The organism is Streptomyces sp. PL-29 (assembly GCF_058344425.1).
The window spans coordinates 6,285,320-6,297,537 of record NZ_CP136996.1; the positions used below are offsets into that span (position 1 = coordinate 6,285,320).

Annotated in this window: 11 protein-coding genes and 1 pseudogene; 9 read left to right on the forward strand and 3 right to left on the reverse strand. The window is 70.1% G+C overall.

Annotated features, from left to right (window positions below; all coding sequences use genetic code 11):
• Positions 1–59: 59 nt before the first annotated feature.
• The gene (locus R4Z63_RS28600) at positions 60–719 is read right to left on the reverse strand and encodes a transposase (RefSeq protein ID WP_384827190.1); all 660 of its coding nucleotides are present in this window, start codon (positions 717–719) and stop codon (positions 60–62) included.
• Here R4Z63_RS28600 and R4Z63_RS28605 point away from each other — a divergent pair.
• A pseudogene (locus R4Z63_RS28605) lies at positions 618–1,836 on the forward strand (IS3 family transposase). The gene R4Z63_RS28600 and the pseudogene R4Z63_RS28605 overlap by 102 nt on opposite strands.
• A 27-nt stretch (positions 1,837–1,863) precedes the next feature.
• On the opposite strand, the gene R4Z63_RS28610 reads toward R4Z63_RS28605, so the two are convergent.
• Positions 1,864–2,946, reverse strand: coding sequence for a helix-turn-helix transcriptional regulator (locus tag R4Z63_RS28610; protein ID WP_384445227.1), 1,083 nt, complete (start codon positions 2,944–2,946; stop codon positions 1,864–1,866).
• Between the two features lie 446 nt (positions 2,947–3,392).
• Positions 3,393–4,160: a DeoR/GlpR family DNA-binding transcription regulator gene (locus R4Z63_RS28615; RefSeq protein WP_384445225.1), complete on the reverse strand. Its 768-nt coding sequence runs from the start codon at positions 4,158–4,160 to the stop codon at positions 3,393–3,395.
• A gap of 167 nt (positions 4,161–4,327) precedes the next feature.
• On the opposite strand from R4Z63_RS28615, the gene R4Z63_RS28620 reads away from it, so the two are divergent.
• The 8 genes from R4Z63_RS28620 (at position 4,328) to R4Z63_RS28655 (ending at position 12,216) form a co-directional block, all read left to right on the forward strand.
• Complete coding sequence (locus R4Z63_RS28620) at positions 4,328–5,554, forward strand: MFS transporter (RefSeq protein ID WP_384445223.1); 1,227 nt, start codon at positions 4,328–4,330, stop codon at positions 5,552–5,554.
• Positions 5,555–5,586: 32 nt separating this feature from the next.
• A complete protein-coding gene (locus R4Z63_RS28625; protein ID WP_384445221.1) occupies positions 5,587–6,189 on the forward strand; it encodes an HAD family hydrolase in 603 nt (200 codons plus the stop codon).
• Positions 6,186–6,545 carry a GPP34 family phosphoprotein gene (locus tag R4Z63_RS28630; protein ID WP_384445219.1) on the forward strand — a complete coding sequence of 120 codons (360 nt, stop codon included), beginning with the start codon at positions 6,186–6,188 and terminating at the stop codon, positions 6,543–6,545. The genes R4Z63_RS28625 and R4Z63_RS28630 overlap by 4 nt, the downstream gene beginning before the upstream one ends.
• A 17-nt stretch (positions 6,546–6,562) precedes the next feature.
• Positions 6,563–6,793 carry a hypothetical protein gene (locus R4Z63_RS28635; RefSeq protein ID WP_384445217.1) on the forward strand — a complete coding sequence of 77 codons (231 nt, stop codon included), beginning with the start codon at positions 6,563–6,565 and terminating at the stop codon, positions 6,791–6,793.
• Between the two features lie 245 nt (positions 6,794–7,038).
• Entirely contained in the window at positions 7,039–8,307 is a 1,269-nt protein-coding gene (locus R4Z63_RS28640; protein WP_037916454.1) for an aspartate aminotransferase family protein, read from the forward strand.
• Positions 8,304–9,275 (forward strand): inositol monophosphatase family protein, encoded by a 972-nt coding sequence (locus R4Z63_RS28645; protein ID WP_236647463.1) that lies wholly within the window; start codon positions 8,304–8,306, stop codon positions 9,273–9,275. Before R4Z63_RS28640 ends, R4Z63_RS28645 begins: the two co-directional genes overlap by 4 nt.
• A complete protein-coding gene (locus tag R4Z63_RS28650) occupies positions 9,272–10,309 on the forward strand; it encodes a zinc-dependent alcohol dehydrogenase (protein ID WP_384445214.1) in 1,038 nt (345 codons plus the stop codon). Before R4Z63_RS28645 ends, R4Z63_RS28650 begins: the two co-directional genes overlap by 4 nt.
• On the forward strand, positions 10,306–12,216 hold the full coding sequence (locus tag R4Z63_RS28655) for a beta-galactosidase (RefSeq protein WP_384445212.1): 1,911 nt from the start codon (positions 10,306–10,308) through the stop codon (positions 12,214–12,216). The genes R4Z63_RS28650 and R4Z63_RS28655 overlap by 4 nt, the downstream gene beginning before the upstream one ends.
• Positions 12,217–12,218: the final 2 nt, after the last annotated feature.

The following is a 12,218-nucleotide window of genomic DNA, read 5'->3' on the forward strand; positions in this document are numbered from 1 at the left end:
CCCATGAACTGTGTCCCCTCCCGCTGATCAGCCCCAAAAGGGAAACCGTACCTTGATCGCTAAATCGGTCTATAGGTGCGGAAGAGTTCTGGCCAGCGATCACCGGCCTCGGGGAGTGGGCCACAGGCCATTGGCCGTATGACTGCGGAGCGGCGGTTGATCGCTTGGCATGGTGGTGAACAAGCCTGTCGGCGGATCGCGGTACGCCACGCGACCCACCACTTGGCCGGCGCCCATCCACGTCGTCGCGACGCTCGCACGTTGCGGCTGGGCCGGTCCAGGGTGCCTTTCGCGGAGCGGGTCATGCCCTTGGTGTTGAGGGTCTCCAGCGCGATCTCGCTGTACTGCTGGACGAGCCGCTTGGAGATCAGGTGCAGGCCGGTGACGCGGCGGGCGGCGAGCTGCGCCTGGAGCCTGGCCACCCGGTCCCGGGCGTCCTGGAACCCCTTGGACTGCTGCCGGGCGCCCTTGACGTGGCGGCGGGCCATCTGGCGCTGCGCCCGGGCGAGTTTGCGCGCGATGTTGTCGTGGTGGCGGGGGTTGCCGACCAGTGAGGTGCCCCCGGCGGTGTGGACACTCTGACAATGGATCTTGCAGATCTGAGGAAGGGTGTCCTGGTGGGACGGAAGTCTCCGTATCCGGCGGAGTTCAGGAACGATGCGGTCCCGCTGTATCGCGCGGGGGGTGGGAAGCGTACGTATGCGGCGGTGGCGGCGGATGTCGGGGTGACTGGTGAGACGCTGCGGAGCCGGGTGCGTCAGGCCGACGAACAGGCGGTCGCCGTCACGGCCATGGCGAGCCGGCTGGAGAGAGCCGGGATGAGGAGCTGGCCCGGCTGCGGGCGGAGAACGGCCGGCTGCGCAAGGCGGAGAAGGAGTGGGAACTCGAGCGGGAGATTCTGCGGCGGGCGGCGGCCTATTTCGCGAAGGAGATGAAGTGAAGACCCACCGCTGGGACTTCGTCTCCGCCCACGCCGAGGTCTTCGGCGTTCAGCGGATATGCCGCGTTCTTCAGGTCTCGTGGTCGGGTTACTACTGGTGGATCGACGGTGCGAAGGCCCGAGCGGAGCGACAGGCCGCTGACGACGCCCTGGTCGCGGAGATCCGCGAGGTCCACACCATGCACAAGGGAACGTACGGGGTGCGCCGTGTCCATGCCGAGCTGCGGGGATTCGGGCATGCCGTCAACCGCAAGCGCGTCGAGCGGCTGATGCGCCTGAACCGGATCGAGGGCCGTCACCTGCGTCGGCGCAAGCGCACCACGGTCCCGGACCGGCTCGCCCCGCCCGCCCCGGACCTCGTCCGCCGTGACTTCTCCGCCGGGCGTCTGGACGAGAAGTGGTGCGGCGACATCACATATGTGCGGGTCGGCGGGTGGTGGCTGTATCTGGCCTGCGTCCTGGACGTCTGCTCACGCCGGGTGCTCGGCTACTCGATGGCCTCGCATATGCGTGCCGAGCTGGTCATCGACGCCCTGACGATGGCGGTGACGACCCGCGGCGGCCACGTGGACAGGGTGGTCTTCCACGCGGACAGGGGTTCGCAGACCACCGCCGCCGCGTTCGCGCAGGTCTGCGACGGTTTCGGGATTCGCAGGAGCATGGGCCGGGTCGGCTCGAGCTATGACAACGCCCTCGCCGAGTCGTTCTGGCAGGGACTCACGAGGGAGACGATGCACAAGAGGCCGTTTTCGACGATGCGTCAGGCGAGGCTGGAGATCTTCCAGTGGCTCACCTACTACAACACCCGCAGGCGCCACGGCGCACTCGACTGCCTCTCGCCGGTGGAGTTCGAACAGCAGCATCTGCGAGCGGCTAAACTCTCAATCGCGGCATGAGCCCCTGTGTCCACTCCGGGGGACGCCTCAGTCCGTGGAGCACCCCGGGGGCTCGGCAGCGGCAGCCGGTGCCAGTGCGGGTGCCGGTGCGGGGGTTGACATCGATGTCGGGACATCCGTGTGGGCGGTCTCCGGGCCGTCGGGTTCGAGCAGCCCGTGCCGGTGGGCGAGGTAGCCGAGCTGGAAGCGGCTCGTCGCACCCAACTGGCGCATGATGGCGGAGACGTGACGCTGACAGGTGCGCACCGAGATGCCGAGGGCGCGGGCCGTGACGCGGTCGTCGTCGCCCCCCATCAGGTGCCGCAGTATGGAGCGTTTTGCCTGGTCGGCGACATCCTGGATGAAAGCCTTCTCGCGCGGTTTGCCGATGTGCTCGCCCGTCGCCCACAGCACGTTGAACATCTCGGCGACGAAGGCGACCAGTTCCGGGCTGCGAACGAGCAGCGCCCCGCCCGTCGGTTCCTGGAGGGGGAGTGCGAGCAGGGACCGGTCGAAGACCAGGCAGCCGGCCAGGCCGCCGGAGACCGTTCTGGCTTCGGCACCGAGAGCCGCCAGCTCCTCTTCGTACCGCACGGTCGGCGGGTCGAAGCGGGCCGAGTGCTGGTACAGCGTGCGCACGCGGACGCCCCGGGAGAGCAGGTCCCGGTCCCGGGCGTGGCGCAGCCCGGCCGCAGGCAGGGGGCCGCCCGGCTGCGCGCAGAGCACCTCCTGCGTGCATGCGGCGGACTGGCTGTCGATCATGTGCTGGAGCTCCTCCGATGACTCGATGCGCTCCAGCGGCGGTCCCGCCAGAGTCCGTTGGCGTGAGGCGTGCACGATGGCCAGTTCCGCGAGCTGCCCCCGCATACGCAGCAGGTCGAGCTGGGCTCCCTGTACGCGCTCCTCCCACCGTTTGAGCAACTGCGCCGATACGTCGGTGGGGTTGGTTGCCGCGAAGCAGTCGGGGCCGACCTGCTGGACGAGGCCGCTGGAGACGAGGACGTCGAGACTGCGGGACCGGGTGAGCACCTGGTCCGACTGGAGGGGGCCGTGTTCCGCGAACTCCCGGTAGAGGTCTATCTCTTCGGGTGTGAGCTCCCGGGGTCGGTCACGGTCCTGCGGGCGTGTCAACGCGGCTCGTGTCATGTGGCTGCCCTCTCGTTCGCATCCGTCGCAATCGCGATGCTAGGAGACTCCGCCCCGGCCCGCCGCCCCGGGAACGTGTATCGGCCACGCTTCGGGTGTGCGGATACCGGCCGGAGAGTGGCTCAAGATCCTTGAAACACCGGGCATCTCGGTGAGCGGCATGCGGAGATGGGCTGGACTCGAGGACCGCTCGGGTATGGCCGGAACGTGCGCAAGGCTGCCTGAAACTTGCGGCAAGTTCTTGCTGTCGTCTTTCCGACAGTCGCCAAGACGACAGTCGTCCCCCATTGGCGGGGGGCTGCCCCGCCCCCGATGCTGAGCGGGACGCGCCGATCCCGGCTGCGCGCCGTGTAGCAGGAGGGGTGCGTTCAGATAATTCCGAGATGACCGGCCGGCCCCGCCCGTCGGAGCCGCCGGGTCGACTGCCGGGCTCAGTCCTCCGCCGGGTGGACCACCTCGACTCCCTGGTCACGCAGTACTTCGACCGCGGGGGAGTCCGCGGGGGCGTCCGTGACGACGAGGGCGATCTCCTTCATGGAACAGATGCGGCCCAGCGCCGCACGGCCGATCTTGTCGGCGGTCGCGACCAGGATCACGCGCTGCGCCGAGGCGACCGCCGCACGCTTCACCTGCACGTCGTCGAGGTTGTAGGCGGTCGCTCCCTGAACGGGGTCGACGCCGCAGCACCCCAGGATGAACGTGTCGAAGCACAGGTCCTTGAAGGTCTGCACGGGTGTGTGGCCGTAGAAGGACAGCTCCTCGGGGCGCACCTGCCCGCCGGGCATCACCAGTTGGATGCCCGGGAACGCGGACAGGGTGAAGGCCGCGTGCAGTGAGAGGGGTGCGACGGTGAACTGGCGGTCCGCCATGGACTTTGCAATGGCGACGGCCGTCGTGCCCGTGTCCAGTGCGACGGTCTCGCCGTCGGTGAGCAGTGCGACCACGGCGTGCGCGAGGCGCTCCTTCGCCTGCGATCCGGACATGGCCCGGATCGCGTACGGGGGCTCGACGCCGCCGGGCAGGCTGCTCACGGCGCCGCCGCGCACCCGGCGCAGGGCCCCCCGGGACTCGAGTACCTCCAGGTCCCGGCGGATGGTCATCTCGGACGCCCCGGTGGCCTGGGCCAGCTCGGCCACCGTCGCGCGGTTCTGCTGCATCAGCAGTCCCACGACGAACTTGTGCCTCTCCATCACGTTCATGTGTCTGCTTTTAGCACAGATGCCGCGGCGGGGCTTCTGATGCGCGTTCGCACACCTAAACTGTTGAAACGAACATTGCAGATGTGTAACGTGAGGGGAACGGTGTGAACTTCATGCTGTTGTGAACGTTGATCGCGTTCATTCGGCCATGACCGATGAGGAGAGCCATGACTGCCACCACTGAGGCCGATCTGCCGGAAGGGGGGAAGCCCCTCCTCAGCACCGTCGCGATCGTCGCGTCGTGCATGGCATTCGTGGTGATCGGCGCCCTCCAGGCGCTCTACGGTCCGGCGATCCCCGCACTGCGGGACGAATTCGGCATCAGTCCGGCCGTGGCCGGGCTCAGCCTCAGCGCGCACTTCGTCGGCGCCCTCCTCGGAGTGCTGATCTATCACCTCCTGCGGGGCCGCCTGAACAACCGGGTGCTGCTCGGCGGCTCCTACGTACTCATGGCCGTAGGCGCGGCCGTCTTCGCCTTCTCCCCGAGCTGGACCCTCGCCCTCGCCGGCACGTTCGTCATCGGCCTGGGCTTCGGCGGCATCGACTACGGACTCAACCAGCTCTTCGCCGTCGGGTTCGGCCACCGCAGCACCGCCATGCTCAACCTGCTGAACGGGCACTTCGGCATCGGCGCCATCGCCGGCCCCGCCCTGATCGGCTGGCTCGGGGCGGACAGCTACCCGGAGATCTTCGTCGGCACCGGCGTGGTCAGCCTGCTGATCCTCGTCACCCTCGGCGGGGTGGCCCTCCGGGAGCCCGCCCCGGCCCCGGCGGAAGGCGCCACAGCGGGCGGCGCGCGGGTGCTTCCGATCATCGCGGTGTTCATCGGGATCTACGTCCTGCACGTCGCCATCGAGACCGGCGTCGGAGGCTGGGAGCCCACCCACCTCGAAGCCGTCGGATACGGCGCCGCCACCGCCGCGACCGCGACCTCCGCCTACTGGGCCGCCATGACCATCGGCCGGTTCGTCGCCGCGCCGATCAGCCTGCGCTGGTCCGCGCCGTCGATCCTCACTGTCTGCTGCGCCGGCATGGCCGGCTTCCTGCTCCTGGCGACCGTCCCGGCCTTCGCCCCGTACGCCTACCTCGGCGTTGGCCTGATGATCGCGCCGATCTTCCCGACCTGCCTGCCCTGGCTGAACCGCGCCGTGCCCGGCGTGGCCGCCGCCGGCGCCTATGTGATCGCCGCCTCGATGATCGGCGGCGTGGCCTTCCCGCCGGTGCTGGGTGCCGTGATCGACGCGATGGACGTCAAGACGGTGCCGCTGCTGCTGTTCCTGCTCGCCGTCGTCTGCGGCGTGCTGAGCCTGTGGCTGCGCCGCAACGCCCCCGACCCCGGCGGCGTGTCCCGCCCACGGGACCCCGGACGTGCGGAATACGTCACCACACTCTGAAACCCGTACAACGCAACGTGAGGAACCGAAGGATGAAAGCCGTCCTCTTCGACATGTTCGGTGTCATCGCGCGTGTCCAGTCGCCCGAGTCCATGACCGCTCTGGAACGCACGGCTGGTGGCGACCCCGACCGCTTCTGGGCGGCGTACTGGTCGCAGCGGCCCCCCTATGACCGCGGCGAGGTCACCGGGCCCGGCTACTGGCAGGCGGTCTTCGCGGAGCTGGGCATCCCGCTCGACCGGCGGCTGACCGAGGAGCTGACCGCCGCTGACCTCGTCAGCTGGAGCGAGGTCGACCAGCGAGCCGTGGACCTCCTCGGCGACCTCGAGGACAGAGGGTTCGTGCTCGGCCTCCTCTCCAACATCCCCGAGGACCTGGCCGTCTGGTACGAGGCCACCCAGCCGTGGCTGGAGCGGTTCGCAGTCCGCGGACTGTCCTGCCGGATCGGCAGCGCCAAGCCCGAGCCCGCCGCCTACGAGTGGTGCGTGCGCGAGCTCGGACTGCCTCCGGAGGAGATCCTGTTCGTCGACGACCGGGCCGAGAACGTGCACGCCGCACGCAAACTGGGCCTCCACGGCCATGTGTTCACCTCGCCCGAAGGGGTGCTGGACGCGCTGGAGGCGGCGTTGACGTGACGACGCCGGCGCACTTCTACGCCCTGTGCGCCGCCGCGCACGGCAGCTTCCCGCCACCGCGCCGCGAGACCGAGACGGGCAGGGGCCTCGCCGGCGCGATGCTCCTCCAGGGCGCGCTGGCCGGCTGGCTGGACCTGTCCGGCGACCGGGTCCGGCTGACAAGGCGGGGCCGAAACGGCGACCCGGTGCTGGACGCGTTCCTGACGCATATCGAGGCCTCCGCCCGGGACCGGGCGCCGTCCGACTGGGTGGAACGCCTGGGTCCCGCGGCGCTCGCCGCCCCCCGCCCGGGGAGGTACCCGGGCGGCGGGCAGTCGCCCGGCGGGCGAGCAGGCATCCGGCCCCCGAAGCGCTGAGACGGGTGCGGCGGTCGGTGGAGGACCCCGACCGCTCCGCACCGCACGCGGTGGCCGCGGGCGCCCTGATCGCGGCGTCCGGACTGCACGACCTGTGCTGGCCCGGCCTGACCCGGGACGAGGCGTCCCGGCGCACGCTGCGGGCCGTGGCCGCGCTGGGGCCCGCGGGGCTGCCCGCCGCCCGTGCGGCGACGGCGGTGTCCCATTCTCTGACCGGCTCCGCCGGCGCTCTCGCATTTCCCGGATAGGGAATTGGAGAATCCGGATCGTAAAAGAGATCCACATCTCCAAAAGGTCGCTTGTCAGGGCGAGTTGGGATGTGATCTTATGAAAGAGAAGGCGCCGCCGTGAGATCCCCTGTCTGCATCGGGTGAAATATCCAGGCCGCCCCCCACCGGCAGCAAGCCGTAGCCCAATTCTTTTCACTTGGACGCGAGTTGCATTCCGCCGTCCATACCTCAACGTTCACGAACGACCCGTGTGAGAGGGACCGATGGAAACCAAGGATGTCACCGAGCACATCTATTACCCCGTCAGCGACTACAAGATGGCGCGGGGTGAGGGTGTCTACCTCTACGACGAGGACGGGAAGAGCTACCTCGACTGCGCGTCGGCCACGTTCAACCTGAGCCTGGGATACTCCCACCCGGCCGTCGTCGCCGCGATGAAGGACCAGCTCGACAAGGTGGTCCACATCACCTCCTCCTACCAGAGTGAACCGGTCAACGGCCTGGTCCAGCGGTTAGCGGAGGTTTCCCCGGACAACCTGACGAAGGTGCACCCCAAGGTCTCGGGCGGCTCGGCCGCCAACGAGGGCGCCATCAAGATGGCCCAGATGGCCACCGGCAAGTCCGAGGTCATCACGCTGTTCCGCAGTCACGTGGGGCAGACGATGATGATGACGTCGATGTCGGGCAACGCGTTCCGCCGCGAGCCGTTCCCCAACCTCTTTCCCGGCACCCTCCAGGTCCCCGACCCGTACTGCTTCCGCTGCTTCTACGGGCAGAAGGAGGGCTCTTGCGGGATGATGTGCGTGGACCGGCTCGACGACTTCGTCGAATACGCCAGCTCCGGCCGGGTCGCCGCCGTCCTCATCGAGCCGATATCCGGAAACGGCGGCAACATCGTCCCGCCGGACGGCTACATGCAGAAACTGCGCGCCTTCTGCGACGAGCAGAACATCGCCCTCATATTCGACGAGATCCAGACGGGCATCGGTCGTACCGGCCACATGTTCGCGGCCCAGTACTTCGACGTCGAACCCGATGCCATCACCACGGCCAAGGGCCTCGGCGGATCGGGCGCGCAGGTCGCCGCCATCATCACCAACGAGCGGCTCGCCGGCCTCCCCGCGAACCACCACTCGTTCACCTACGGCGCCAACCTGCTGGCCGCCGCGGCGGCCAACGCCACCCTCGACATCGTGCGGCAGCCCGAATTCCTGGCGAACGTCACCCGCACGGGTGGTTACATCATGGAACGCCTCCACGACATGAAGCGCCGCTACCCGCAGATCGTGGACGTCCGCGGCGTCGGACTGATGATCGGCTTCGAGATCGCCGAAGCCGACGGCAGGCCCGCCGTGAAGCTCACCAACCACCTGGCCGCCCAGGCCATGGACCACGGCCTGATCCTGCGCACCTCGCGGTACGGCTACGGCAACGTCCTCAAGATCCGCCCGCCGCTGATCCTCACCATGGACCAGGCCGAGGAGATCTGCGACAAGCTGGAGAACCTCTTCCTCTCGGAGCTGGCCCGATGACCGCCGACAACCCGATGAAGCGGCTGCTCGTCTCCCTCGGGCAGCACGTCCGCGCCGAACTCCTCGCTTACGAGGCCACCGGCCGCGAACGCAGCGTGCACGGCGACTCGCCTGGCGGCGACGCCCAGTTCGACGTCGACGAGGTGGCGGAGAAAGCCGTACTGGACTACCTGCGCGAACACGCCCACGTACCCGCGGCGCTCTACACCGAGGACGGCTCCTACGTCGAGCTCGCCCCCGACCCGCAGGTCCTCCTGGTCGTCGACCCCATCGACGGCACCCGTCCCACCTCGGCCGGTCTCGAAATGGGCATGGTGTCCATCGCGGCCGCCCCCTACGGGGACGGCAAGCCCACCCTCGCCGACGTCGACGCCGCCTGCCTGGTCGAGATCAAGAGCGGCGCGTGGCTGTACGGCGACGACACCGACGGCCTCGACAGCGGCGGATTCACCACCCCGGTCCCGCGGCTGAGCCGGAACACCGACCCGACCCACATGTTCTGGTCGATCGAGTTCAACGGCCACCCGATGGACCTGATGACCCAGGCGTACGGCCACCTCGTGGACAGTTCGGCCAACACCGGCGGCATCTTCGTCTTCAACAGCAGCACCTTTTCCATCTCCCGCATCATCACCGGGCAGCTCGACGCCTACGTCGACATCGGCAACCGCGTCCTGCGCGACCACCCGGACACCGAAGAGGCGTTCCTGCGCGTCGGCCGCGGCTCGATCCTGCACCTCTTCCCCTACGACATCGCCGCCGTTGTCTACCTCGCCCGGCAAGCCGGCGTCGTCATCACGGACGCCTACGGCGACGACCTCGGCTCCACCTCGCTGGTGGACCTCGGCCCGATGAACCAGAAGTCCTGCATCGCCGCCGCCACCCCCGAGCTCCACAAGCAACTGCTCGACACCATCCGCTGGGACCTGGGCCGCGCCGCCGCCGCGCCCGTGACGGAGGAATCATGAAGGCGCTGACGCTGACCGCAGACCGCACGCTCGCCCTCGTCGACCACCCCAAGCCGGAACCCCTGGCCGCGGACGACATCGTCATCCGCGTCACCCAGAGCGGCATCTGCGGTACCGACCGCAGCGTCCTCGTGGGCAAGTTCCCGGCCGAGACCGGTGTCGTCATGGGCCACGAGGCCGTCGGCGTCGTCGACTCCACCGGCCCGGGCGTCACCCGCTTCGCCGTCGGCGACCGGGTCATCGTCAACCCCACTCTGTACTGCGGCAACTGCCCCACCTGCCTCGAAGGCCACTGGAACTTCTGCGGCCGCAAGGCCGGCACCGAGGTCGGCCTGGACTACGACGGCTCCTTCGCCGAGTTCATCCGCCTCCCCGAGCTTTTCTTCCACGCCATCCCCGAGGACATGGACTTCGACCGCGCCGTCGTCGTCGAACCGCTCGCCTGCGCACTCAACAACATCGAGGCCGGCCGCCTGGCGGCGGGCGAGACCGCCGTCGTCGTCGGTGGTGGCCCCATGGGCGTCGTCACCGCCATGGCCGCCCAGCGGTACGGTGCCACCGTCCTCCTCGTGGAGCCCGACCCCGTACGCGGCCGGCTCGGCCAGGAGATCTTCGACGCCCCCGAGTTCGGAGGCCGCGTCACCGTCCACACTCCCGACGACCCCGCCCTCACCGAGCGAGGCGACCTCGTCGTCGACTCCGTGGGCAACCTCCTGGAGCAGAGCATCGGCTACGCCGCCGTTCGCGGCCGCGTCGTCGTCATGGGCTTCAACAGCAACGCCTCCGCCACCGTCCGGCCGCTCACCCTGCTCCAGCGCGGCCTGCAGATCATCGGCGCCGGCGACTACAACAGCATGATCTTCCCCAAGGCCGTCGAGCTGGCCCGGCAGCTGCCGCTGGAGCGCGTGGTCACCCACCGCTTCGCCCTCGCCGACCACGAAGAGGCGTTCAAGGCCCTCGCCGCCGTCCCCGGCGCCGAGTACACCGCCCTGAAGGTCGTCCTCGTACCTCCGCACGAAGGGGCGGACGCATGAGCCCCACGCCGCGCGCCGCACTCGCCGAGGCGCTCGTCCCCGGCACCCGCCGGCCCGTCGTCGTCGGCGAGTACCCCTACTACCGGGCCGACCCCGCCAACTGGGCCGCCAACCTGCGCGAACTGCGCGCCCTGGGCGTTGACGTCGTGTCCTGCTACCTCCCCTGGCGCTTCCACGAGACCGGCGGGCCCCTCGGCGAGGGGGGTCCCTCCTTCGACTTCACCGGGAAGACCGACCCTCAGCGCGACGTCGTCGGACTGCTGGAGCTCGCCGCGGCCGCCGGACTGGGCGTCCTCCTCAAGCCCGGCCCCTTCATCCACGCCGAGGTCCAGCTCGGGGGGCTGCCCGACCGGCTCTGCGGCCCCGGACACACCCCCTATCAGGGGCTCGACGGCACCGTCCTCACCTCCCAGGGCAAGCCGCTGCCCAGCCTCCTCGACCCGGCCGTCCAGGCCGAGACGGAGACCTGGCTGAAGGCCGTCGCCGACGAGGTCGTCGCCGGGGCCACCGCCCCCGACGGCCCCGTCGTCGCCCTCCAACTCGGCAACGAAGGCACCTGCGGAGACGCCCACCTCCCCGTGGACGCCCAGGACGCCTCGCCGGCCGCCCGCCGCGCCTTCGCCCACTGGCTCACCGGCCGCGGCCTGACCGACGAGGCCGCCCTCGCCTCCGAGGACGTCACCCGGTGGACCAGCGCCACGCGGCAGCTGTGGTCCCGGTGGTCGGGGCACGGCATCGTCGGCCTGTGGGACCGGATCTCCGCGCTCTTCCCCGAAGGCCCGGCCCGGCTGGCCAACGTCCCCCTCACCGGGGTCACCGCACCGCGCGCCGCCTTCGACGCCTGGGCAGCCCGGCAGCGCGCCATCCAGGGCTCCGGGTACTTCGTCGGCCACACCGAATGGATCGGCAATCCGGCGCGGGAGACCGCCGCCTTCGGCTCCCACCTGGCCGGGATCCTCCTCGGCGGCACCGACGTGGTCGAGGCGAACTGGGGGTTCACCTGGACCGACGAGTCCTTCGCCCGGCCGGCGACCCCCGTCTTCAACGCCCTGCTGGCCCTCCTGCTGGGCTCCACCACCATCAGCGTCTACACCGCCTGCGCCACGGAGAACTGGGGCCCCCTGGTCGACATGGACCCCGACGGACTGCGCGCCGAAGGTGTCGATCCCGGCCTGCACGCACCGCCGTACACCCCGGGTGCGCCGCTCGCCGAGGCCGGCTCCCACCAGGCCAACGCCGAGGGCCTGCGGCTGCTGGCCGCGTTCCTCGAACGCCACGGTGACCTGCTGACCGGCAGCGTCCTGGACCGCGACGCGGTGGTCCTCGTAGACCGGGCCCTGCCCCAGACCGGGGCCTGGCAGCGCACCGGCGGCACGGTCCTCGCAGAGCTCGCCGGCGCCGTGCACCGTCAACTGGCCGACTCCGGGAGGCTGATCGGTCTCGGCTGGCTTGACGAGCAGCCCGCGCCCGCCGCCGACGGCACCCCCGTCCCCGTCGCCGTGCTGCGGGCCGGGCACCCCGAGGGCGACCTCCCCGGCGAACTGAGGCTCCCGGCCGACCAGCCCGCCGGGGGCGCGGTCGCCGCGTTCGTCGCCGCGTTCGCCGCCACGCTCCCGGCCCCGGCCGGGCCGCGCTGGACCACGGCGCACGGCCGGGCCCGCGTCCTGAGCCGCTCCGGCCCCGGCGGCGTCCGCGTCATCGGCGCGTTCAACCCCACCGACGCGGACGACCGGGTCACCGGCAGTGGTTGGACGCTGGAGCTGCCCGCCGGCTCCGCCGCGGTCCTCGTCACCCAGGACGGCGCACTCACGGGCTGGCTCGCCACCCCCGCGGAGCCGTCCACGACCCCCGTCGCCCTCATCTGGGCCGGCGAAGAGGCCGACGCGAAGCGCGTCACGGCCTCTTGATA

Bases quoted from the DNA above. Each gene is read 5' to 3' on its own strand.
- R4Z63_RS28615 (WP_384445225.1), bottom strand. From the start codon at position 4,160: ATGAACGTGATGGAGAGGCACAAGTTCGTCGTGGGACTGCTGATGCAG.
- R4Z63_RS28640 (WP_037916454.1), top strand. From the start codon at position 7,039: ATGGAAACCAAGGATGTCACCGAGCACATCTATTACCCCGTCAGCGAC.
- R4Z63_RS28655 (WP_384445212.1), top strand. From the start codon at position 10,306: ATGAGCCCCACGCCGCGCGCCGCACTCGCCGAGGCGCTCGTCCCCGGC.
- R4Z63_RS28625 (WP_384445221.1), top strand. From the start codon at position 5,587: ATGAAAGCCGTCCTCTTCGACATGTTCGGTGTCATCGCGCGTGTCCAG.
- R4Z63_RS28645 (WP_236647463.1), top strand. From the start codon at position 8,304: ATGACCGCCGACAACCCGATGAAGCGGCTGCTCGTCTCCCTCGGGCAG.
- R4Z63_RS28620 (WP_384445223.1), top strand. From the start codon at position 4,328: ATGACTGCCACCACTGAGGCCGATCTGCCGGAAGGGGGGAAGCCCCTC.
- R4Z63_RS28650 (WP_384445214.1), top strand. From the start codon at position 9,272: ATGAAGGCGCTGACGCTGACCGCAGACCGCACGCTCGCCCTCGTCGAC.